Source organism: Effusibacillus pohliae DSM 22757, from assembly GCF_000376225.1.
In the GTDB taxonomy this organism is placed as follows: Bacteria; Bacillota; Bacilli; order Tumebacillales; family Effusibacillaceae; genus Effusibacillus; species Effusibacillus pohliae.
Window position 1 is genome coordinate 15,802 of sequence record NZ_AQXL01000125.1, and the last position, 22,919, is coordinate 38,720.

19 protein-coding genes, 1 pseudogene and 2 riboswitches are annotated in these 22,919 nt (G+C 53.7%); of the genes and pseudogenes, 17 read left to right on the forward strand and 3 right to left on the reverse strand.

Features of this window, described 5'->3' with window-relative positions:
* Positions 1–60: 60 nt before the first annotated feature.
* The 11 genes and pseudogenes from queF to C230_RS20250 form a co-directional block, all read left to right on the forward strand.
* Positions 61–387: pseudogene (gene queF / locus C230_RS0111680) on the forward strand (preQ(1) synthase); the annotation flags it as partial.
* Positions 388–492: 105 nt separating this feature from the next.
* On the forward strand, positions 493–699 hold the full coding sequence (locus tag C230_RS0111685; protein ID WP_018132224.1) for a hypothetical protein: 207 nt from the start codon (positions 493–495) through the stop codon (positions 697–699).
* Positions 700–939: 240 nt separating this feature from the next.
* The gene (locus C230_RS0111690) at positions 940–2,436 is read left to right on the forward strand and encodes an efflux RND transporter periplasmic adaptor subunit (RefSeq protein WP_018132225.1); all 1,497 of its coding nucleotides are present in this window, start codon (positions 940–942) and stop codon (positions 2,434–2,436) included.
* Positions 2,437–2,447: 11 nt separating this feature from the next.
* A complete protein-coding gene (locus C230_RS20235) occupies positions 2,448–3,242 on the forward strand; it encodes an ABC transporter ATP-binding protein (protein WP_018132226.1) in 795 nt (264 codons plus the stop codon).
* Positions 3,239–4,459 carry an ABC transporter permease gene (locus C230_RS0111700; RefSeq protein WP_018132227.1) on the forward strand — a complete coding sequence of 407 codons (1,221 nt, stop codon included), beginning with the start codon at positions 3,239–3,241 and terminating at the stop codon, positions 4,457–4,459. The genes C230_RS20235 and C230_RS0111700 overlap by 4 nt, the downstream gene beginning before the upstream one ends.
* A gap of 157 nt (positions 4,460–4,616) precedes the next feature.
* Complete coding sequence (locus C230_RS20240) at positions 4,617–5,519, forward strand: C39 family peptidase (RefSeq protein WP_018132228.1); 903 nt, start codon at positions 4,617–4,619, stop codon at positions 5,517–5,519.
* 1 nt (position 5,520) lies between these two features.
* A complete protein-coding gene (locus C230_RS20245; RefSeq protein WP_018132229.1) occupies positions 5,521–6,798 on the forward strand; it encodes a DUF1800 domain-containing protein in 1,278 nt (425 codons plus the stop codon).
* Between the two features lie 12 nt (positions 6,799–6,810).
* Positions 6,811–8,028: a DUF1501 domain-containing protein gene (locus tag C230_RS0111715; protein ID WP_018132230.1), complete on the forward strand. Its 1,218-nt coding sequence runs from the start codon at positions 6,811–6,813 to the stop codon at positions 8,026–8,028.
* Positions 8,029–8,052: 24 nt separating this feature from the next.
* Positions 8,053–9,936 carry a DUF2334 domain-containing protein gene (locus tag C230_RS0111720; RefSeq protein WP_018132231.1) on the forward strand — a complete coding sequence of 628 codons (1,884 nt, stop codon included), beginning with the start codon at positions 8,053–8,055 and terminating at the stop codon, positions 9,934–9,936.
* Between the two features lie 31 nt (positions 9,937–9,967).
* Positions 9,968–10,690: a twin-arginine translocase subunit TatC gene (tatC, locus tag C230_RS0111725; RefSeq protein WP_018132232.1), complete on the forward strand. Its 723-nt coding sequence runs from the start codon at positions 9,968–9,970 to the stop codon at positions 10,688–10,690.
* A gap of 53 nt (positions 10,691–10,743) precedes the next feature.
* Complete coding sequence (locus C230_RS20250) at positions 10,744–11,661, forward strand: polysaccharide deacetylase family protein (RefSeq protein ID WP_156807442.1); 918 nt, start codon at positions 10,744–10,746, stop codon at positions 11,659–11,661.
* A 300-nt stretch (positions 11,662–11,961) separates the two neighbouring features.
* Here the strand turns inward: C230_RS20250 and C230_RS0111735 are convergent, their stop codons facing one another.
* Positions 11,962–13,272: an ABC transporter ATP-binding protein gene (locus C230_RS0111735; RefSeq protein ID WP_018132234.1), complete on the reverse strand. Its 1,311-nt coding sequence runs from the start codon at positions 13,270–13,272 to the stop codon at positions 11,962–11,964.
* An 11-nt stretch (positions 13,273–13,283) separates the two neighbouring features.
* Complete coding sequence (locus tag C230_RS0111740; RefSeq protein ID WP_018132235.1) at positions 13,284–15,011, reverse strand: ABC transporter permease; 1,728 nt, start codon at positions 15,009–15,011, stop codon at positions 13,284–13,286.
* 182 nt (positions 15,012–15,193) lie between these two features.
* Positions 15,194–15,360, reverse strand: a riboswitch (M-box (ykoK) riboswitch).
* Positions 15,361–15,596: 236 nt separating this feature from the next.
* Here C230_RS0111740 and C230_RS20255 point away from each other — a divergent pair.
* The 4 genes from C230_RS20255 to C230_RS21420 all read left to right on the forward strand — a co-directional run bounded on the left by C230_RS20255 (position 15,597) and on the right by C230_RS21420 (position 18,713).
* On the forward strand, positions 15,597–16,121 hold the full coding sequence (locus tag C230_RS20255) for a DedA family protein (protein WP_281168946.1): 525 nt from the start codon (positions 15,597–15,599) through the stop codon (positions 16,119–16,121).
* Positions 16,122–16,314: 193 nt separating this feature from the next.
* Positions 16,315–17,007, forward strand: a complete 693-nt coding sequence (locus C230_RS0111750) for a DUF1232 domain-containing protein (RefSeq protein ID WP_018132237.1) — start codon at positions 16,315–16,317, stop codon at positions 17,005–17,007.
* Positions 17,004–18,035, forward strand: a complete 1,032-nt coding sequence (locus C230_RS20260) for an LCP family protein (RefSeq protein ID WP_018132238.1) — start codon at positions 17,004–17,006, stop codon at positions 18,033–18,035. Before C230_RS0111750 ends, C230_RS20260 begins: the two co-directional genes overlap by 4 nt.
* Before the next feature lie 66 nt (positions 18,036–18,101).
* Positions 18,102–18,713: a hypothetical protein gene (locus C230_RS21420; protein ID WP_018132239.1), complete on the forward strand. Its 612-nt coding sequence runs from the start codon at positions 18,102–18,104 to the stop codon at positions 18,711–18,713.
* A 119-nt stretch (positions 18,714–18,832) separates the two neighbouring features.
* On the opposite strand, the gene C230_RS0111765 is transcribed toward C230_RS21420, so the two are convergent.
* Positions 18,833–20,737: an APC family permease gene (locus C230_RS0111765; RefSeq protein WP_018132240.1), complete on the reverse strand. Its 1,905-nt coding sequence runs from the start codon at positions 20,735–20,737 to the stop codon at positions 18,833–18,835.
* Between the two features lie 93 nt (positions 20,738–20,830).
* Positions 20,831–20,972: riboswitch (cyclic di-AMP (ydaO/yuaA leader) on the reverse strand.
* A gap of 214 nt (positions 20,973–21,186) precedes the next feature.
* On the opposite strand from C230_RS0111765, the gene C230_RS0111770 reads away from it, so the two are divergent.
* Positions 21,187–21,618, forward strand: coding sequence for a hypothetical protein (locus C230_RS0111770; RefSeq protein WP_018132241.1), 432 nt, complete (start codon positions 21,187–21,189; stop codon positions 21,616–21,618).
* Between the two features lie 117 nt (positions 21,619–21,735).
* Positions 21,736–22,896, forward strand: a complete 1,161-nt coding sequence (rodA, locus tag C230_RS0111775) for a rod shape-determining protein RodA (protein WP_018132242.1) — start codon at positions 21,736–21,738, stop codon at positions 22,894–22,896.
* Positions 22,897–22,919 lie beyond the last annotated feature (23 nt).

Below are 22,919 nucleotides of genomic sequence, written 5' to 3' on the forward strand. Positions count from 1 at the left end.
CTATCCTGAGGAAGGGAAAAAAGGAGGGAAAAATCGATGCCGACACGTCCGTCGAAGGAACTTGAGGTGGTCCCGAATCCGCATCCGGACCGGGATTATCTGGTGGAAATCGAAAGTCCGGAGTTTACAACGCTGTGTCCGAAAACGGGACAGCCCGATTTTGCCACGATTACGATCAAATATATTCCGGGTCCGTCAATCGTCGAGCTCAAGTCGCTCAAACTGTACCTGTGGAGCTTCCGCGACGAGGGGCATTTTCACGAAGATGTGACGAACATCATCCTGAACGATCTGGTGAAAGCCATGCAGCCGCGTTACATGCAAGTGATCGGAAAATTCAACGTGCGCGGCGGCATTTACACGACGGTCACCGCCGAATACGGCAAGAAAACGGTTTGAACCTGCGTCCGCCCGGTCGCAGGTTTTTTGTCTGTTGGAGGACTCGAAAAAAGTTTATAATGAAATCAAACCGCTAATGAGGGTGGGGGTTGCATGTCTATCGAAGATCACTTGACACAATTGATTCAGATGTTCGGGACTTTGCGTTCTGAGGTTTCCGAGCGTTTGGATAGGATTGAAAAGCGTTTGGACAGGATTGAAACACGTTTGGATAGGATTGAGGTTCGTCTGGATGTCCAGCGCGATCAGTTAGGGAAGACGATCGAGGATGTGGAAATTTTGAAGCGCTTGCGCCAGTAGGGGGCCGGGGCTATGCCCCAGAGCCAACCCAGATATGGCGCTTTTTTCATTCTCGTGTATTCGAACAGGTTTCCCAGCTTCCTCCATTGCGTTGCGGATGAGTTGTGTGAATGTCGGCCGGTTCTTCCACAAATATTCCATAATCATTCAGTACAATGATGACAGGCTGGCAGGCGGGAACCGCCCCGCCAAATGACAAAATCGTCAAAAATAATCGGACGGCAATGGGGGAATCGTAAAGTGGATCGCAAAAAACGGACCATTCTGATTGCGGCCGCAACCGCTTTGGTGTTGGCGGGCGGCGGGTATTACGCATATGCAAAGCGTTCGGCTGCACAAGCCGCCACCCAATATCTAATCGGGGAGGCGAAAATGGGGGATGTCACCAAGGTGGTGACAGCGACCGGCACGGTCCAAAGCAGCAGCACGGCCAACCTGACTTTCGGCGCCGCGGGCCGTTTGGCCAGCCTGAAAGTGAAGGTTGGCGATCCAGTGCAAAAAGGCGAGGTACTGGCTGAATTGGACAAAAACCAATTGCAAGTGCAAGTGACTTCCGCGAGCGCCAACCTGAAAAGCGCGGAAGCGAAACTTGCGTCGTTGCAGCAAGGGGCGACGAGCGCCGATTTGGCGCAGCTGGAATCGCAGGTGACGCGGGCCCAGGCCGATTTGGACACTGCCAAGCGGAATCTGGAGATCGCCCAACAAAACGCGGACAGCACCTATTTGCAGAAGCAGGTACAGGATGCGGCCACCCGGCTGACAGCGGCGCAGAACAATTATGATGCGGCGAACAAGACGGGGAATGCGGCACAAACCGCCATGGCGAAGGCGCAGCTGGACCAGGCGAACAAAGATTATGCCGCAGCGATCGCTGCCCAATCCAATATCAGCCAGGCGCAAACTCAATTGGCTTCGGCGCAAAACGCGGTGCGTTCGGCGCAAGCGGCGTACGATTCGGCAGTAGCGCAACTAAATTCGAAAAAACAACCGGCCACGCAAGCCGATCTGGCACAGGCGCAAGCGGCCGTGGAGCAGGCGCGGGCGGCGTTGGCAACGGCGGAAAACAATCTGGCACAGGCGACGCTGACAGCGCCGTTTGATGGAATCGTCACTGCCGTCAACCTGCACGAAGGGGAGCAAGTTGGCGGCAACACAACGGTATTGTCGCTGCAGGCGACCGGCTCCGCATTGCAGGTGGTTGTTCCGGTAGATGAGGCAGACATTGCCGTCATCAAACTGGGCCAAAAGGCAACGGTGACGGCCGATTCGCTGCCAGGTGAAAAATTCGAGGCGACGGTCGACCAAATCGCGCCGGCCGGGGTGACGCAGAACAATGTGACCACGTTCCCGGTGACGCTGACCCTTACCGGTGACACGTCACACTTGAAAGTGGGCCAGAGCATGACCGCCAACATTGAGATTGACAAGCGGACGAACGTGCTGACCGTCCCCAGCGAAGCGATCCGCGGCCTGGGCAATCGGAAGTCGGTGATGGTCTACAACGGCGAGGGGCAAGATCCGGTTTCCACAACGGTGGAAGTCGGGCTTGACGACGGAACGAACGCTGAGATCCTGAACGGTTTGCAGGTAGGGCAAAAAGTGGTACTCGGCATTCGCTCCTCGTCCAATCAGCAGCGGCAGTCAAACAACACAAACCCGTTTGGCGGCCCCCGCGTGGGCGGTGGCCTGGGAGGCGGCGGCAACTTCGGCGGTGGCGGCAACCGCGGCAACCGGTGAGGAGGAACGGGATGATTACGCTGCGTGATCTTCACAAACTGTACCGGACGGAGCATGTGGAGGTGCATGCCCTGCGCGGTGTCAACCTGCAGATCGAAAAAGGCGAGTTCGTGTCGATCATGGGTCCTTCCGGTTCAGGTAAGTCGACGATGATGAACGTGTTGGGCTGTCTGGACAAACCGACTTCCGGCGAGTACATTCTTGACGGCATCCGCATCGCCGACGCCTCGAACGACGAACTGGCGGCGATCCGCAACCGGAAAATCGGCTTTATTTTCCAGTCGTTCAATCTGCTACGGCGCAATACGGCTTTGGAAAATGTGGAACTGCCGATGCTGTACGCTCGGGTTCCCGCTCGGGAACGGCGGGAACGGGCGATGCGGGCGCTCGAGATGGTCGGCCTGGCGAACCGCATGCATCATCGGCCGAATGAATTGTCAGGCGGGCAGCAGCAGCGGGTGGCGATCGCCCGTTCGCTGGTGAACAACCCGGCCATTTTGCTGGCGGACGAACCGACCGGCAACCTGGACAGCCGGTCGACCGAGGAAATTTTGGCGATTTTTCAACAGCTCAATCAAATGGGACATACGATTGTGATCGTGACGCACGAGGAACATGTGGCCCGGCACACGAAGCGGATCGTCTGGTTTCGGGACGGCAATATTGAGAGCGATACGATCGTCGAGCAGCCGTATATCGCCGCCCCGGTCGGAAAGCCGGCCGCGGCCGAAGGAGTGGCTGTGGCAGCTGGGAATCCAGCTTCACCGGGATTGATCGCCGCAGACAGTGAGGAGGCGATCGTATGAACCTGTACGAATCGATCCGTGTGTCCCTGCAGAGTCTGGTGGCTAACAAACTGCGCTCGTTGCTCACGATGCTCGGGATCATTATCGGGGTGAGTGCGGTGATCGTCATGGTGTCGATTGGCCAGGGGGCAACCGCGTCCGTGACGAACCAGATTCAAAGTCTGGGATCCAACCTGTTGACCGTCTCGCCCGGACAGGCTATCTCCGGCGGTGTGTCGCTCGGCATCGGCAGTTCCACGACGCTCAAGTTGTCGGATGTGGAGGCGATCCAAAAATCCTCTCCGTCCGTCAAGGCGGTCGCGCCAACGGTGTCACGGAACGCGCAGATCGTCTATCAACAGCGCAATACCAACACGCAAGTGCTGGGAACGACCCCTGATTACTCGCAGGTGCGGGCTGTCAATACGCAAAAGGGCCGGTTTTTTAACGAAAGCGAACTGGCGGGCGGTGCCAAAGTGTGCGTGTTGGGTCCGACTGTCGTCCAGAATTTGTTCGGATTTGCCGATGTGGATCCGGTTGGGGAGATGATCCGCATCAACGGCATTCCGTTTCGGATTGTCGGCGTGGTGGAAAGCAAAGGGTCGAGCGGCTTCGTCAACACTGATGATATGATCTTGATCCCGATCTCGACCGCCCAATCGCGGCTGATCGGCAATCAGAACGTACGCAATATGTTTATCGAGGCAAAATCGGCCGACCTGATGGATCGGGCCAGCCTTGAAGTGCAGGCCGCCTTGCGGCGGGCCCACCACCTTGCGCCGAACCAGCCGGACGATTTCGTAATCAGCAGCCAGGCCGATGTGCTGTCTACGTTTCAGGGGGTGACCCAGACGATGACGCTGTTTTTGGGAGGCGTGGCCGCCATCTCCCTGATCGTCGGCGGAATCGGTGTGATGAACATCATGCTCGTGTCGGTGACGGAGCGTACGCGCGAGATCGGGATTCGCAAGGCGCTGGGCGCCAGGTATCGGGATCTGTTAATGCAGTTTTTGATTGAAGCGGTGGTGTTGAGCCTGATCGGCGGCGTGATCGGGATTCTGTTGGGGGCTGTCGGCTCGTCACTGGTTGGCCGGGCGATGAATCTGGCGACCGAACTGTCGGTCGGTGCGATTCTGACGGCATTCGGATTTTCCGGATTGATCGGCATTATTTTCGGAGTGTTTCCGGCGCGGAAGGCGGCCAAACTGGAGCCGATCGACGCGCTGCGCTACGAGTAAAGGAAGCCTTTCATTGTGACAGGACTACTGCTGCGGCAGGGGTTCTGTTTGATTTTCACCGAAAATCCCATTCTTTTTCCATAATTATTCCATACTTGTCGACTAGACTGGATGTTAACAGGACAACATATCTTTTTTCCCAGGAAGTGAGAACGCTGTGAAAAAAAGATGGTTTGCCAGTTTTCTGGTCGTGTCGGCCGCCGTGTCGGGCGTCGTATACGCGGACCATATCCGCGAAGTGATACACGAGCAAGCGGTCGCCGAAACGCCGGCCGCTCCGGATCAGCAGCCGGACAGCCGGAACCGGGAGGTACCGGCAGCGCAGGATACGCTAAAGAAACCGGCCAGCGATGCGAACGGCCAGATTCAGCCGGAAAGTGTGAAGCAAACGCCGACCGAAAGCCCGGATCACCCGCCCCAGCAAAACGGGGCCGCGCCGAAGCCGCAAGCCGCTTCCAAGGTGGAAATTCAAGTGCCGGGACAATCGCAGGAACCGGAATATTATAACGGCTGTGAAGTGACCAGCGTATCGATGTTGCTGACCGCTGCCGGCCATCCGATGGACAAGACGGAACTGGCCGACCGCATCGCGAAGGATTCGACGCCGCAGGTGGTGGATGAAAACGGTGCGATCATTTCGTGGGGAGATCCAAACGTCGGGTTTGTCGGGGACATTACCGGACAACAACCTGGTTATGGAGTGTATCACGGCCCGGTCGCAAAGATGCTCAATTCGATTTTGCCAAACGGGGCGGAGGATTTGACGGGCCGGCCGTTTGACGAGATTTTGGGCCGTGTCGCGGCAGGCAAACCGGTGATCGTGTGGACGACGGTCGATTTTCAGCCGACGAGCGGGTGGGTCAAGTGGCAGGGACCGAATGGCCCCGTCAAGGCGACCTTCGATGAACACGCGGTGCTTTTGGTGGGGTATGACGACCAACATGTGTTTGTCAACGACCCGCTGGACGGTTCGGCCGGCAAGGCGGTCGATCGCAACTCGTTCACGACTGCATGGGAGCAACTGGGCAAGCAGGCGGTGACGTTCAAAGGGGGAGTTTAACGTGATTCTGCAAACACACGAAGCGAAAATCGCCCACCTGCTGCGGAGAACCGGATTCACCGCAAACCAGGAGCAGGTAGACGAATTACGAACGGCGTCCCTGCCAGAGATCGTAGACCGCTTGCTGAACGCGCCGCCGCTCAATCCGCAGCCGCCCGCCGATCTGACCGGCGAGAATCCCTCGGAAGCCAAGCAAAAACTGCAACGCTGGTGGCTCGGCACCATGCTGCATTCCCCCAATCCGCTGCAGGAAAAAATGACTCTTTTCTGGCACGGCCATTTCACCTCCGCCATTTACAAAGTGAAAGACGGGCGGCTGATGGCCCGGCAAAATCAACTGCTGCGGCAATACGCGTTGGGTAATTTCCGCGAACTGGCGTATCGGATTTCGATCGATCCGGCGATGCTGGTCTGGCTCGACAATCAAAGCAACGTGAAAAAATCCCCGAACGAGAACTACGCCCGCGAATTCCTTGAACTGTTCACGTTAGGCATCGGCCATTATACGGAAACGGACGTGAAGGAAGCGGCGCGCGCCTTCACCGGCTGGAAACTGGACAAAAAGACCGGACAAGTCACGTTTCAAAGTCAACAGCATGATAACGGCAGCAAAACGATCCTCGGCAAAACCGGCAAATTCGGCCTTCGGGAAACGGTCGATCTGGTGATGGAACACCCTGCCTGCGCTCGCTTTATCGCGAGAAAACTGTGGAGCTTCTTCGCTTACCCCAACCCGGCGGACGAGGTCATTACCCCGGTCGCTGACGCTTTTGCCCGCAGCGGATTTGAGATTTCCGCCGCGCTGCGGGCTATTTTTAACTCCGGCGAGTTTTACTCGGACCGTGCCTACCGGAGCATTGTGAAAAATCCGGCTGAGTATGTGGTCGGTATCCTCGCCCTGCTGCCGCAAGCCGGGCAAAAGAGTGAAAAAATCGTTTTGCAGGCGATGAGCGCGATGGGCCAGGAACTGTTCAATCCGCCGAATGTGGCGGGGTGGCCGGATGGACCGGCGTGGCTCAACACGTCGATGCTGCTGGCTCGCTGCAATTTTGTCGAAGCGGTGGTCGAGTCGCTGACGCCAAATGAGTTTCCCCTGCAGGGAGAGCGGCCCGGAGTGATGGTGGAAGATCTGCTGCAGCGCGTCGGGCTGGCGGATGCATCGCAAAATACCCGGCTACAACTGCAGCACTATGCGGAGCAAACGATGTCGGACCGGACGGCGCTTATGCGCGGCCTGCTTCATTTGTCTCTGATTTCTCCGGAAGCGCAATTGAAGTGAGGGGGTGGCGGTATGGACATGACGCGACGGGAGTTTCTGAAAAAAAGCGGACTTACGCTACTGGTGCTGGGCATGTCTGGTTCGCTCGGATACTGGGGCTGGCGGCATGTGTTCGGCGAGGCGGACACTGGCAATAATATTCTGGTTGTGGTCCAACTGTCTGGCGGAAACGACGGACTGAATACGGTAATCCCCTACGGGATCGGAACGTATTATGACAAACGGCCGACGCTGGGCATTGCTCAAAAAGAGGTGCTGCCGCTACACAACCAGATTGGGCTGCATCCAAGTCTGACCGGCTTGAAAGACCTGTATGGCCGGGGGAAACTGGCGATCATTCAGGGCGTCGGGTACCCGAATCCGAACCGGTCCCATTTTCGCTCAATGGAGATCTGGCAGACGGCCGTCCCCGACAAGACGAATGTCACCACCGGATGGCTGGGGCGCTATCTGGATGTGACGCAACGGCAGACGGTCAATCCGTTGCTTGGATTGTCGGTCGGTTCCCCATCGAAAATTTTTCTGGCGCAAAAAAGCGACGTACCGGCGATTGACAATGTGGCGCAGTTCCGGTTTCTGGTGAAAGGGGCGGCAGCGGAACGGGAACGGCGGCTCGATGTGCTGCGCAAGATGTACAGCGGCGGCGACGGCATGTTGCGGATGGTCGGGGAAAAAGGGATCACGGCGCTGCAAGCGTCTGAGAAAGTACAGGCGACAGTCAAACCTTCGTCCGCGACGGATGCGTATCCGAAGAAGTCGAAGTTTGCCGAAAATCTGCGGTTGATCGCCGACTTGATCGGCGCCGGATTGGGCACCAAAACGTATTTTACACAGTTGGGAGGATTTGACGACCATTCCCGCGAAAAAGAACAGCATGCTGCTTTGCTGAAAGAACTGGACAGTTGTTTGCACGCGTTTTATCAGGATTTGGAAAAGCGCGGAGCGGTGGATCGCGTGGCCGTTTTGGTGTATTCTGAGTTTGGCAGGCGCGTGCAGGAAAATGCGAGCGGCGGCACCGACCACGGAACGGCCGGTCCTGTGTTTGTGCTGGGAGGCAAAGTGAAGGGCGGCCTTTACGGCGAGATGCCGAGTTTGGCATCGCTTGACAACGGAGACTTGAAGTACACGGTCGATTTCCGCTCGGTTTACGCGACGCTGCTCGACCGCTGGCTGAACGCTCCCTCGCAGGAGATTCTGGGGGGAACGTTTGAGACTTTGCGGTTTGTGTGAACGGATCAAGTTGGTGGAGAGAATATGCGCAGACGAAGATTTTGGCTTATTGGATTGATTGCATTACTGCTTTTCACCGGAATCGGGGCGGCGTACGTGAACGCGTTTCCCGATTGGGGCAAGCGGCGGGCGATGTTGCGCCTGGAGGACATCGGGCCGGGCGGCAGTTACGCGACGCCGGATGAGCTGGGACGGTTGAGGGCCGTTTTTGAATATCTGGAGGAGCAACAGATCCCGTTTCATGTGGCCGTGATTCCACGCTGGAAAAATCTGCGTCCGGACGGCACCTGGTATGAGAAAGGCATCGACGATCCGAATCCGGATGAAACGGTGCGCCAGTTCGTCCGTTTGCTGCAGGACGCGCAGCGGCACGGCGCGGTGCTTGGCATGCACGGCTACACCCACCAGTACGGCAGCGGGAAAATGCCAAACAACAATCAGGATACGGGCACGGGAGCCGAGTTTGACGTGAAGGGAGCGCCGGAAACGGCTGCCAGTTCCTATGCGGCGGAGCGCATCCGGAAGAGCTTGGCGGCATTTGAGAAAAACGGCCTGCAACCTGGCTTTTGGGAGTCCCCCCATTACCGCGATACGCGCGAACAGGAGGCGGTCTTCCGTTCGTTTATGGGGGTGTTGTACCAGCCCGATTTTTGGTCGCCCCGTTCGTTGTTCGACCTGAACGTGTACGACAATGAGAACGTCTACGGCCGTACGTCGCTGGGTTCCGTGTATGTGCCGGCGCCGCTCGGATACATCCGCGGACAGCAGGGAGTCGACAAGGTGCTGGGCAAGTTGCCAACTTACAGAGGGTTGGCCTCTTTGTTTTACCATCCGTTTCTGGAATATCCGTTTCTGCAGGTTGTGACGGATGCGTCCGGCCGACCTGTCATGCGGGACGGACTGCCGGTGTACCGCTACAAGCCGGGGGAGACATCGTACCTGCACCGGCTGGTCGAAGGATTCAAACAAAACGGATATCAGTGGGTGTCCCTGCACCAGGTGGTTCCTTTTTCACCTGCACATCGGGTTGAGCTGCCGCCCGGTACCCGGCCGTCCGATGTGCTGCTGGGAGATGTGCGGGGGATTGGGCACGCGGATGTGGTAGTGCGGAAGGGAGATCAGATCCAAGTAATTGAAGGTGTTTACGCATGGCCGCGAAATCGTCCGCAAGGCGCGGCGCGCACCTGGTTGAAACAGGCATTTGCGGCGGATGAACAACTGATGCTGGCCGATGTGAACGGGGACAAGCGGCAGGATCTGGTTGCATACAACCGGACGACCGGCCATGTGCGTGTATTTTATTCGAACGGGAACCACTTCGGCTCCGCAGTTCCGTTTGGTGTGCTGCCAGTGGGAATCGAGGGGCTGCGTCCGCTGCATTTGCATCGCGACGGCCGGGTGGATTTGGTTGGGCGAACGGAAAACCGCCTGATTTTAGCTGAAAATCAGGGGGACCGGTTTGCGGCGAAGGACACCGGGCTGCAGCTCCCCTCAGATGCGACCTTGCTCACCGGAGATCTGAACGGGGACGGGTATGAGGATGTATTCTATTGCTCGCCCGGGGAGAAGCGGATCCGTATTTTCCCCAACTCCGGCAAGGGAGAACTGGCGGGGCCGATCGATCTGCCGCTGCCGCAAGCAGGCGACAAGTTGCAGCTGTTGGCCGGCGATACGAATGGGGACGGGAAGACCGATCTTGTGCTTTATGATGCAGCGAAAGGAATGTGGGATGTTTGGCAGGGCGGCGCTGATTTTCGGCTGACGCCGGTTCCCAATCCGTTCGGCCCGTGGGCGGCCGGCAAAAAAATCGGCTTGACGGCCGACTTTGACGGAAACGGGAAACAGGATATCGCCGCTTTTGACGAACGGCTGCATGTGCTTGACATTGCATTGTCGTTCCGCGACTAGGCGAATGGGGGAGCAACAAGGAGGTGGGCACGTGACGGACAAGCAGCATCATCTGGTGGAACATTTTGCTGAGCTGCGCAGGCGTTTGCTCTATACTTTGGGGGCATACGGGATCTCCCTGTGTGTCTGCTTTCTCTTTATCAACCGCATTTTTTCGTTTCTGGAAGCCCCCGTACCCGGGCGAAGATTGACGGTGCTTGGGCCGGGCGAGGTGATGCACGTCTATTTTATGGTCGCCGGGGTGTGCGCGCTGATCGCGACGATTCCGTTCGCTCTGTGGCAGGGGTGGCTGTTTGTCGCCCCCGCTTTAAGCAAAGAGTTGCAAAAAGTCACGCTCCGCTATCTGCCGCTGGTGCTGGCGATGTTTGTGCTGGGTGTCGCTTTCGCGTGGTATGTGGTGTTTCCGATGCTGTTTTCCTTTTTGGTCAAGCTGGGAAGCCAGCAATTCACCATTCTGTATACGGCGTCCGGCTATTTCGGCCTGGTGGCCGGCACTGTTTTGCCGCTCGGGCTGTTTTTTGAAATGCCGATCGTCGTCCTGTTTTTGGTGAGGCTTGGCATCATTTCCCCGCGGCAGTTGATTCGCCTGCGCCGCTACGCGTATTTTGTGCTGGTGGTGATCGCGTCAATGATCTCGCCGCCGGAGTTTGTTTCCCACCTTTCGGTGGCGATCCCGCTGATTTTGCTGTATGAGATTTCGATCCTGGTGGCCAAGTGGGCCGCCCGCAACCGCTTGCTGGTGGACCGCGCATAAAAAATGTACGCCGCTGTATACTACCCGGTATCTAAATATCGGGGAGGATCAGCATGAGAAAACGTTTCTGCATTGGTACAACCGTTTTGATGACCGGTTTGTTGCTTGGAGGATGTTTGCAAAGGGCTGTTCCACCGGCCGCACCACCGGGCACTTCGCCACCGCCTGCCGCCCAGCCAGGCGGAGTTCCGGGTCCGGCCCCCAACGCTGCGCACCCGACCGCACCGACTCCCGCATACGAGAGGGATCGCCCAGCCACTCCCGACCTGACTGGTGGCCCGGAATCGCAAAATCGGACTGCGCGGACCACCCCTCGAGAGGGAACGGATCCATCACGGATTTTGTATTTTTCAGGACCGCGTACTGCCAAACAAGTCGCCTTGACGTTTGATGATGGACCCGATTTGCGGTTTACGCCACAGATTTTGGATATTTTAAAACAAAACGGGGTGAAGGCGACCTTTTTCATCGTAGGAACCCGTGCGCAAGCCCACCCGGAAATGGTCAGGCGCATCGTTGCCGAGGGACACGCGATCGGCAATCATACGTGGGACCATCCGAAACTGACCAAACTGACACCGCAACAAATCCGCGATGAAGTGGTACGTACCGACCAGCTATTGGATTCCATCGTCGGGTACTACCCGGCCCTTTTTCGTCCGCCTTATGGGTTGACCAATCCGGACATCGTTCGGGAAATCGGTGCCATGGGCTACAAAATCATCGATTGGTCGGTGGATACCCGCGATTGGGCAGGCACACCGGTTCCTCAGATGATGGATTATGTGCGCACGGAACTGCGTCCAGGAGCCATCATTCTGGAGCATTGCGCCGGCGGCCGGAGTGAGGACTTGAGCAATACGGTGAGCGCCCTCCCACAGATCATCGACACTCTCAAAGCGCAAGGGTACACGTTTGTCACTGTGCCGCAATTGTTGAACATTCCTGCGGCTAAGATGTCAGCCGAATAAGATATGTAATCAGAGAATGACCCCGAGAAGCTGTTCGGGGTCATTCGTCTCATGTTACGCCCAGCATGGGCGTCATCTCTAAGGTGAGAGTCCCGAACGGGGGCTGGCGAGCGCCTACCGTAGCCAGGGGCAAGGGTGTCCGCCGTGAGGCGGAATCGGAAGGAAGCCAGACTTGGGCAAGCGCGGGCGGAAAGATGACGCTCTTATCTGGGGAGGACTGCGGACCGCGTCAGCCTTTTGGAACCGCCTAGTGCGGACCCGCATGCTAGGTGGTGAGGGGACAAGGTTAGCCGCCCCCTCCTACTCGATTGCACCATTGCTGTCGGTCGTTTCTTTCTCCAAAAACAACATTTTCGCATGTTCGTCGTACGCGAACAATTCTGCTTGCCGGGCCCAACCGATACAAATATCGAGCTGTTTTTCCGCTTCCTCGTCGCCAAAATGCTTGCGGAAAATCTGGCTGAAAAAGTCCCGCGACATCCGGTTGTTGCGCTTCGACTGCAGGATCCAGATGATCCGTTCCATGATCGGGACGTTTTTCAAAACCTGGTGTTTCAAAATATCCTTACGTTCCACAACGGTCGCTTCTGCAAACGTTTTTCCCAGCGGGGTCAACTCAATATCCCCTTCGTGAACGCGGACAAATTCCAACAGGGATGCCGCTTCCACAATCGGCAGAAAATCTTCCAGGTTGAGGCCCAGTTGGTCGGCCAGTTTATACAGATCAGATTTTTCCTCCAGATCGTCGAGCAGTTCGATAAACCCTGTCATCGCCCCTGCCGGCACATCCGGCATCGGCTTGATTTTCCTGCTGGCCCCTCCCTGATCCACAATCGGTTTCGGGTCTTCTTTGTACCGGGTCATGAGCGAATACAGATCGTCTACCAACGATTCGAACAACGGGTCTTTCTTTTCCCGCCAATGGGGCAGCGGAATCGGCAGATCCGCGGTGATGCGGGCCGGGTCACGGGACAAGACGATCGCCCGATCCGCCATATACACCGCCTCTTCGATCCCGTGTGTCACCATGACAATCGACTTCGTCGGGATCTTTTTTTCCAGCCACAGTTCCAGAATGTCGCGCCGCAAATTCTCGGCCGTCAGCACATCGAGCGCGGAAAATGGTTCATCCATCAACAGCACATCCGGCTCCGACACAAGGGCTCTGCCAATTCCCACGCGCTGCCGCATGCCTCCCGACAGTTCTTTCGGATACGCACTTTCAAAGCCGTCCAATCCCAACATGTCGATCATTTGGATTGCTTTTTCCCGCTTTTCCTGATCGGACAATGAAGTTTTTTGCAACCCGAGTTCCACGTTTTCAAGCACCGTCAGCCAGGGAAACAAAGCGAACGATTGAAACACCATGCTGACACCGGGATTCACGCCATTGACACGGCTTCCCAAGTAAAACACTTGTCCTTCGGAAGGCGGTACCAATCCGGCCATAATCCGCAGAAGTGTCGATTTTCCGGAACCGGAAGGCCCCAGGATGGCGATAAACTCGCCTTCGTTAATCTGCAGATCGATGTGATCGAGCACGGTCACCACCGTTTCGCCGAAGTCGTATTTTTTCGTAATCCCCTTCAATTCCACAATTTTCCGTTGCATTCCGGTCCCTCCTACTCGATGTGATACTTGGTTTCCGCCAGTTTATACAGCCTTCGCCACAATAACCGGTTGATCAGCACCACCAGCGACGACATGATAAAGATGCCCCAGATGATGGCCGGCCAGTTCCCCTCGTTGGTTGCCTGGGAAATATAGGCGCCGAGTCCGGTGGCTGTCAGCGTATCCTGTTTCCATGACACGATTTCGGAAACGATGCTTGCGTTCCACGCTCCTCCCATGGCGGTCACTCCGCCGGTTACCAGATAGGGAAAAATGCCGGGCAGGATCAGTTTTTTCCATTTTTTCCAGGCGGACAGTCCAAAAATATCGCTCGCTTCCCGCAGATCAGACGGAATCGCCATCGCGCCGGCAATCACGTTAAACAGCAGGTACCACTGGGTACCGAGCATCATCAGCGGGATGGCTCCAACTTCAAAATTCACATGCAGCTTTAAATAAAGCAGAGTTACCAGCGGGAACAGCATGTTGGCAGGAAAAGAGGCCGCGATTTGCACCAAGGGCTGCGCGAGTTGCGCCAATCGCGGATTGAATCCGATCGCTACACCAAGCGGAATTGTCCACAATGCGCCGATGGCAATTGCGGCAAACACCCGCAGCATGGTCAGTGCTCCCAGTCCAACCACATGCAGCAGTTCCCCCGATCCCAGCTGTTTCACCTCGACCAATCCTTGATACGCATACCGGATCACAAACCAGACAATCACCGCCCACAGCACAAGCTGCAGGAAGAACGATGCGCCTCTGGCAGAGGGCGGACGCATTTTCCCGGCCGCTGCAAGCCGGCCAAGAAAACGATCGGCGCCCCGCCAGACAGGCAGCAAGGTATAACGGAACAACAGATCGATCACCGCCGACTGTTGCAAAATTTTCAACACGACAGATGACGGCCTCTGCTTGGCTTCCGTCAGTTCCATCTTAAACTTGTCCGCCCAAGCGACCAATGGACGCCAAAACAATTGATCAACCAAAATGATGGTGGTCACCATCGCAATGACCGCATAGATGACGGCTTTCACGTTTCCTTCATCGACGGCTGCCGCCATATAAGAACCCAGGCCGGGGAGCCGTACATTGGTTCCAAGTACTGTGATCGCTTCGCTGGCTGATAAGAAAAACCAGCCGCCGCCAAACGACATCATGGAGTTCCACACCAGGCCGATCATCGCAAACGGAACTTCCAGCTTTTTGAAACGATTCCATGCGTTTAAACGATAGATGTCGGATGCCTCCCGCAACTCGCGCGGAATCGTGGTTAAGGAATGATAAAAACTGAATGTCATGTTCCAGACTTGCCCGGTAAAGATGGCAAAAATGGAGGCGCATTCCACCCCCAGCAGACTGCCGGGAAACAGCGAAATAAAAAACGTGATGGTCGCGGACAGAAACCCTAACACCGGGACAGACTGTAAAATATCGATGATCGGGATCATGATTTTTTCCGCCAACTGGCTCGAAGCAGCAATTCGTCCATACACGAACGTAAACAGCAAAGCGGCGAAAAAAGCCACAAACATGCGGAGCAAGGAACGGCCCGCATAATACGGCAGATAAGCAGGATTCAAATCGATATGCGGCTGGTTGGTCGGTGAAAACGGAACCCGCATACCGGCTCCGACGTGCATGATTCCGTAAAGCAGCGCAAACAGGAACAGAACGACGAACAGGTCGATCCAGCCGAATTTTCTAGCTCTCAGGTACCCAAAGCGGTTCATGATCATTGCTATCTTCCCCTTTACTCCTGCTGAATTTTAGCTTGCACTTGATTCTTCGCCTTATCCACTCCGGCCCGCCAAACGCGTTGCTCATCAGGACATTCCCCCCTTTATCCATGGCAAAATGAAACCCCCTGCACACAAACGCAGGGGGTATGATTCGCAATCCCGTCAGATCGCAAATGAGAACCAATCCCCCTGGTTGAGCTTCAGCACTGTACAACGTAGAGATCGTGTCTCAGCCACATTAAGTAAAGCCTTAATCCGGCAGTACCTGTTCAACCCATTGGCGTCTCTCGACGTTTCCGGGCAGTGGCCTGTGTTTGCACAGTAGCCTCGCCTAACGAGGATTTTGCCTTGTTAGCTTGTATGATTCGTTTCATTCATAATGTATATTGTTTCAATTCATCTGTAAATAGGCTTTCGCCAATATTCTTCACAAACAAGCAGAGTTTTTTGTGATAATGTGTATGGACAACACACTTCCGTATCACACTGAACGAATGGAGGTTTTGCAGCATGCATATACACGTTCAGCAATGGATCGTGAATTATGGATATGCGGGTCTTTTTTTGATCCTGCTCGTTGAAATGATTGGCATCCCTCTACCGGGAGAAACCGCCTTGACGCTGGCCGGGATTGCATGGATGTCCGGCACTTTTTCATTTGTTCCGTTGTTTCTTACGGCCGTTTCGGGAAACTTTCTGGGAGCTTCGATCGCGTATTTTATCGGTCGGTTTCTGGGTCGCCCCGCCATCCTTCGTTACGGCAGGTATGCGGGGATGACGGAGGAACGGATGAAAAAGGCGGAGGACAAATTTTTGCGGTACCGTTTGCCGCTTTTGTTGTTTTCGAGATTTATTGCCGGGGTGCGTGTTTTGGTTCCTTATTTAGCCGGAATGAATGGGATCCCATTCTGGATGTTTTCATTTTACAACTTTGTTGGTGCAGCTGTTTGGTGCTCCGCATTTGTCATCTTAGGGCGTTATGCAGACATCGCATGGCACCGGTATCATCAGGTTATGCATCAGTATTTCTTGCCTGCCGTGTTGTTCGCCGCGCTGGCGGTCGGTGTTTGTGCGGGGATTAAAATAAAGAAAAAACAGGGAGGGTAAGCATTCCGGCGGCCAAATCGGCGGTTGCGCCGAGCGGAGACCCATGCCGGAAGTCTGTCGGCCGAGCTTGTGCTGGCATGTGGGGTGGGAAGCAAAATTCCCGCCTTTTTTGTGTTTACATGAGATAGAGTTCGAAATAATTTCGTTGTGGGTGAAATTATTTCATGATATAGTACTAGACGGTGAGGGACAGATGAAAGAACTACAAAGCTATGGTGATTGCATTCGCCGTTTGCTGCAGTACAAGGAAATGAAGGCGGAGGAACTGGTAGCGGCGCTTAAAAAACAGAAAAACGTAGCCACCAGCAAATCAGCTATTTCCCGTATTCTGACAGGAAAAAGAATGCCGTCTGAGCAAGAGGCCCAAGGCATGGCGGACGTGCTCGAGGCCCCTCAAATTTATCAAGCCTATTTGTTGTTACAAGAGTATTTGAAAAAAAAGGATGCGGTCAGCATACTCGCGTTTTATCAAGTGCTCGATTTGTTAGTGGAAAATCGGAATACATTCGTTCACAACGCGGAAGAGCCTGCCATCGATTACTCGTTGCTTTACAAGATGCTGAAGAATCTGCACCGGTATTGTTTAGCCAAAGATGTATCCGTTCATGTACGGGAGGGCTTTGTGTCTAAACTGGTTGAGGTAAGCGGGTTTGGCACGATGATCGAGCGGCTGAAGCTGATGTATCAATGTTTTATGCATGGCCGGCAGCTGTCTGCAGGTGATCGCGCTTGGCTCGCAACGGGGCTGCTGTATTTTATTTCTCCCCTGGATTTGATACCTGACTATCTGGTGCCATACGGCTATCTTGATGATTCCATTGTGGTAGGTTTTATTTTTTCCGAACTTGGCTCGATACTGGAGAAATATCGAGATTTTGGTGCTTGAAGCTGGACCGGAACGATCCTGTGGACAGAATCATGGTTGAGAAGGGACTGACAGGGATGAAGAAAAGGATATTTCGGGCTGTCTTCCTGGGGATGCTTATCCTGCTTTGTATTGTCGGCTACTACGGATATCACGCTTACCGGTTCGCCGGTAGGATCCAATCTGCTCCAACTGTTCATGCAACGACCGAAACCTGGACGGGAGGGAGAGTCAATATCTTGTTGTTGGGTGAAGATGCCCGACCGGGAGAAGGACATACCCGATCGGACAGTATCATATTGCTCAGTGTGGATCCGGCTACTCATCAAGTGAAAGTGTTTTCCGTTTTGCGAGATACGTGGTGGCACATCCCGGGATATGATTATGAGAAAATCAATGCAGGAAATGCGCTCGGAGGGCCACAAAAAGAGGTTGAGACGATTGGGAATTTTCTATCCATACCGATCCACTATTATGTAGAAACGAACTTTGAGGGATTCAAAAAGATTGTCGATATACTCGGTGGCGTGGATATCAACGTCGATGAGGATATGAATTACGATGATCCAACGGACGGGACGCACATTCATTTGCGAAAGGGCATGCAGCATTTGGGTGGGCAACAGGCACTGGATTTTGTGCGTTTTCGGCATGATGCGTTAGGGGATTACAAAAGAACGGAAAGACAACGGAATTTTTTGCGGGCGTTAGCCGCAAAGTGCAAATCGTCTGTCACATTCCTGAAATTGCCCGAACTATTGGATGAAATGGCTCCCTATGTGGAAACGAACATGACTGCCAGTGATATGCTGAAGATCGGAAAACTCCTTTATAGCGCGGATGGATCTGACATTGAGACGGGACAGGTGCCACGGATGGAGGATTTGGTAGAACGATATTTGCCGGATGGGGGAGATGTTTTGATTCCGCACGTTCTTCCGACGCGGCAATATGTCCATCAAGCGATTGGGATGAACGATCAAGTGTTTTCTACGTCGGAGGAAGAGCGTTATTGGAACAGATACAAAAATGGATCTTCTAGCAAATGATGGGAAATGGATCGTGATTATAGATACTGAACTTCATTACTATTTTCGAGAGAAGGTGTAAATGATATGTTTACACTCATCAAGCGGCATTGGCTGACTGCCATCGCATGCCTCTTAGGTACAGCCGTTGTTGCCGGTATTTGGTATTGGGCTTGGTGGGCGGGGTCTCGTCCGCCGGTCAATTATGTGGCTCCGCATTTTACAGTGGTCAACAAAGATGGCCAATCCACCGATTTTTTCAAGCTATCCGGTAAGGTACGGGTGGTGTATTTCTTTAAATCCGACCCCTCATCGATTGAAGATATGATCAATTTGCAGGAAAAACTCAAGGAAAAAGAGCTTTTTGGAAACGCTGCCTTATTGATTCCTGTTCCGCTAAATGAAGATATAACTCCCGCTTTAGTAAGCGAGTATGGTTTCAAAGCGGATCTTAGTGGGTGGTGGTTCCTTTCCCCGAAAGAAAATCCGTATACAATTGCTTCTCGTTTCTTTCTGAAAGGGGTAAATCATTCAGATAAGATACTCACAACCGACCCGATTATCGTCGAAGTAGATCGGAATAATTGGGTTCGGAGAGTCATTAATGGCCATTTTGCAGGAAATGCCACCGATGTAGAAGAGGGCACTCATAGCAAAGAGAACCTAATGCGAGACATCGAAATCATGGCGCAGGAGTGAGTGGTTGTTCTTTCAAGAATTTCTTTCAGGATTCAAATAGAACGGCTGGGCCAGCAAGGGGTCCAGCCGTTGCATCAGAGAGGACGATGCGGGGAGCAGTTTGAACCGCGCAATTGGGTTCACCTTTGCAAATGGTATGGGACGGTTGTGATAATTACGTCTTTGTGTCTCAATAACCATGCCCGAAGCAGCAATGCGCTTTGGTTGTGCAATATAAAGTGCCACCATTTTCTCGGGATAAACTGCGGGATCAGGATATGAACATGATCCGGCCGTCCCTCATGTGTTTCTACACGTTGAATAAAGCGTGTGATTGGGTTCAGAAGTGACCGGTATTCACTTTTCAGCGTCACCAGGCGACATGGAGCTCCCCATTCCTCCCATTTTTTCTCCATTTTATCAATATCTTCATCGTTAAACCCCACATATAAGGCGATCACGTCTGTGTGTAAACTTTTGGCGAATGATATGGTGTTCAGCACGACTCGGTGGACGCCTGACACCAGCACGATCGTCACAACGTGGTGGGATCTCGGTTTCATCGTCTTATAATCGATTCTCAATTCATCGGCCACTTGCTCATAGTGCCGACGAATGGCGAGACATCCGAGAACGATCGCAGGCAGGACCACGATCACAATCCAGGCGCCATCCGTGAACTTTGTGGTAGCGACCACGATCGAAACGAGTGCCGTGGTTACCGCGCCAACCGCATTTACCGACATTTTCAGCTTCCAATACGGCCCTTTGATTCTTAGCCAGCGGCGTACAAGTCCGATTTGGGCGATCGTGAACGAAACGAATACGCCAATCGAATAAAGCGGAATCAGCAAGTTTGTTTCCGCTTGAAACGCCAATATCAAAAGAGAAGCCAGAGCCGCCAGAATGATCATTCCGTTTGAGTAACCCAGGCGATCCCCACGGATCGTCAGCGATCTGGGCAAAAAACCGTCACTGGCAACAAGGGCTGCCAGTTGTGGAAATCCCGTAAATGTGGAGTTGGCTGCCAAAATCAAAACAATAAATGTCAACCAGATGATGATTTGATAGATGGGACCGTGGCCAAAATAAACGCCTGCCAATTGGGACAGCATCGTATTTTGAGGATCCACCGAAATTCCCTTGACATACAACTGGTAGGCAAATCCCAACAGAGTTCCGCCGGTAATGAGTCCCAGCGCCACGTAAGCTTTTACCGCATTTTTTGCCGCCGGTTCTCGAAAAACGGGAACCGAGTTGGAAATCGTCTCAATTCCTGTCAAGGACGAGCAGGCTGCGCTAAACGCTTTTAATAAAAGAAGTGTGGTGAGTCCTTTTGGTATAGTACCAACCGACGGCGTCGAGGGTTGCACAAATCCTTTCTGCAGCTGATCGGTGAATCCCGTCAGGATCAGGAAAACCATGCTGATCATAAACAATAGAGTGGGCCAGGCAAATATGCTGGCTGACTCTGAGACCCCGCGCAAATTCACCAAAAGAATGATCAGCACACAGATCACCGACAGGGTGGTGGCGTGGGGAGCAACCACCGGATAAGCGGACGCAATGGCCTGTACTCCGGCAGATACGGAAACCGCTACGGTCAGGATGTAATCGACTAGCAGTGAACCTGATGCAACCAAGGGAATCCAAGACGTTTTAAAGTTGTCTCTGGCGATCATATAGGCGCCGCCACCGTTTGGGTACGCCAGGACACCCATAATGTAGGATACAATCAGTATGATCAGGAGTACCACGGTGGCGAAGGTGATAGGCAGAATCAGCCACTTGGCGGCGGGGCCTAACATGGCCACTTCTGTCATTCCGGCTTCCGGCCCATATGCGACGGATGAATAGAGGTCGGCGGCCAGTACAAGCAAAGCCACAAACCAATACAGTTTGTTATGTTTGGCATGCAGTTCACTTGTGCGCATGGGCCGGCCGATGAAGATCCGTTTCAGGCTGTTGAAGTTGGCAAGCGCAAAAATGATGGCCAAAACAGCACTCAGGACAAGCAGGGGGTGAGTCCAATGAGGATTGAACATCTAAACGTTCTCCTTTCCCAATGTTACGGGTACCAAGTAGTTTGCCAATCATTTGCCTGGAAAATGCAACAAACGGCCGGAAAGGCCGTTGTAGCCTCCTCTGCTTTCGCCTACGGAGTTAGCTGACGGGTTCAGGTGGCAGAAGAGTTGTCACCTTACCAATGATGATCATTGGATTCACCCCAAAAGAATTGGGTCCTCCGCTCTGTCGAAACAGATTCGGCATTATCCGGTTAATGAGCATTATTATAAAACAGTGTTAAAAATGCACAATGGCCGGTCGATGGGGGGAGCGGCATTTTTGGTTCGATTTGTTCCGAATCTAACGAAAAATAATGTGTTTTCGTTGCCAAGCATCCATTTTCTTTAGTTTCAAGTGCCGAGTCAGTGCGGAAAATGGGGAGAGAGTGGTATATTTAGAAATAGAATGGATGAATAGGAGGAACCGTATGTCTGATCATCATCCGATCTTTGGCCACACCATCACAAACCAGCGGCTGGGCCACCATCAACACCCCCTAGCCCTCCACGGTCCCATTGTTCATATCAAATCAGTTATTAAGACAGTCGAAGAAGATGTGCGGGTGCAAGGGGTTGCCCATCACCACCTGCTAATTCATCAGACAGCGGTGTTTGACGTTCGGGGCGGGGATCCGTCAATCGTTAAGGACGAAATTTTTTGTTCAATCCGTTATGGAGATTCATGGGGGTTGAATGGGCCAATTCCAGATCTTCAGGCAGGTCAGGTGATTGAGTTGCAAGGAGAATACATTGACAAAAATCATGCCTATCCATCGGTTGGCAATCCCGGTGATCCGGTGTTGCATTTCACACATCATCCGGTTGGATTTGTGATTTATCAGGGAGTCCGTTACGAATGATTGCCCATGAGCGGCTGTCGGCCGGTACAGACGATTGTTTTTGCGTTTTCCACAATTATTCCGTATTTGTTTGATATATTATGTAGATGCGGAACTTGAAGGACAGGTGGCATTGAAATGGTAAGCAGAGAGTGGCTGAAACGGCATATCAAAGACTTCGATTTTCTGATGCTGCTCGTGTTGCTCGCGATTTCGGCGATCAGCACGGTCGCCGTCTATTCGACCACGGTCCACCGTCCCGGAATGGAAGATTGGTACGTCAAAGAAGTCGCCTGGCAGATCGTTTCCTATATCGGCACGCTGTTTTTTGCGATACTCGATTATGAGATGTTTCGAAACCGCGTGGCCTGGATCGGATATGGGATCAGTCTGTTTTTGCTGGTTATCGTATTCGCGTTTCCCGCTGTCAAAGGCGCCCACAGCTGGATTTTGCTGCCCGGTTTTCAGTTTCAGCCGTCCGAGTTTGCGAAAATCTTTGTGATACTGACGATCGCCGATTATATGGCGAAAATCAGACAGCAGCAAACCGCTTTTGGCTGGAAACAGTTCGGAACCGTCTTGCTGATTGCGGGAGTACCGCTTGTTTTGATAGTAAAACAGCCTGCGCTGGGGCAGGCGCTCGTGCTGATCGGAATCTTGTTCAGCATGACCGTTCTGTTTGTCAGCAGGCGGCAACTGATCCTGTTGGCGATTGCCGGCGGGCTGTTGGGCACAGCGGTTATTCTCGGTACAGCCGTGTTTCCCGATCAGACGTTAAAGCTGATTCACAATCTTCCGCTGGCAGAGCATCAGAAGGAACGAATCGTCACGTTCCTCGATCCGGAAGCGGATCCGACGGGGATCGGGTACCAGGTGATGCAAGCGAAAATCGCTGTCGGAGCCGGCCAGTTGTTCGGAAAAGGACTGTTGCACGGGTCACAGACGGAAGGCGCTTGGGTGCCGGAGCAGTGGACCGACTTTATTTTCTCGGCGATTGCGGAACAATTCGGGTTTGTCGGATCCAGTTGTTTGATTCTGTTATTTTTCGTGTTTCTCTATCGAATGATTCTTGTCGCGTCTACAGCGCCCGATGATTTTTCGGTCTATTTTATCGCTGGGGCATTCGGCATGTTTGCGTTTCAAATCTTTGAAAACATCGGGATGAATCTGACGATCATGCCGGTCGCCGGGATTACACTGCCGTTTGTTTCGTACGGAGGAAGCTCGCTGCTGACCAATTTTTCGGTAGTGGGTATCGTTCTGTCGATTGCGCTGCGGCGCAGAAAATTGGCTTTTTAGGACCAGCGATGGGAGGGGATAAT

Bases quoted from the DNA above. Each gene is read 5' to 3' on its own strand.
- C230_RS0111685 (WP_018132224.1), top strand. From the start codon at position 493: ATGTCTATCGAAGATCACTTGACACAATTGATTCAGATGTTCGGGACT.
- C230_RS20235 (WP_018132226.1), top strand. From the start codon at position 2,448: ATGATTACGCTGCGTGATCTTCACAAACTGTACCGGACGGAGCATGTG.
- C230_RS0111700 (WP_018132227.1), top strand. From the start codon at position 3,239: ATGAACCTGTACGAATCGATCCGTGTGTCCCTGCAGAGTCTGGTGGCT.
- C230_RS0111715 (WP_018132230.1), top strand. From the start codon at position 6,811: ATGGACATGACGCGACGGGAGTTTCTGAAAAAAAGCGGACTTACGCTA.
- C230_RS0111720 (WP_018132231.1), top strand. From the start codon at position 8,053: ATGCGCAGACGAAGATTTTGGCTTATTGGATTGATTGCATTACTGCTT.
- C230_RS20250 (WP_156807442.1), top strand. From the start codon at position 10,744: ATGAGAAAACGTTTCTGCATTGGTACAACCGTTTTGATGACCGGTTTG.
- C230_RS0111735 (WP_018132234.1), bottom strand. From the start codon at position 13,272: ATGCAACGGAAAATTGTGGAATTGAAGGGGATTACGAAAAAATACGAC.
- C230_RS0111740 (WP_018132235.1), bottom strand. From the start codon at position 15,011: ATGATCATGAACCGCTTTGGGTACCTGAGAGCTAGAAAATTCGGCTGG.
- C230_RS20255 (WP_281168946.1), top strand. From the start codon at position 15,597: ATGATTGGCATCCCTCTACCGGGAGAAACCGCCTTGACGCTGGCCGGG.
- C230_RS0111750 (WP_018132237.1), top strand. From the start codon at position 16,315: ATGAAAGAACTACAAAGCTATGGTGATTGCATTCGCCGTTTGCTGCAG.
- C230_RS21420 (WP_018132239.1), top strand. From the start codon at position 18,102: ATGTTTACACTCATCAAGCGGCATTGGCTGACTGCCATCGCATGCCTC.
- C230_RS0111765 (WP_018132240.1), bottom strand. From the start codon at position 20,737: ATGTTCAATCCTCATTGGACTCACCCCCTGCTTGTCCTGAGTGCTGTT.
- C230_RS0111770 (WP_018132241.1), top strand. From the start codon at position 21,187: ATGTCTGATCATCATCCGATCTTTGGCCACACCATCACAAACCAGCGG.
- rodA (WP_018132242.1), top strand. From the start codon at position 21,736: ATGGTAAGCAGAGAGTGGCTGAAACGGCATATCAAAGACTTCGATTTT.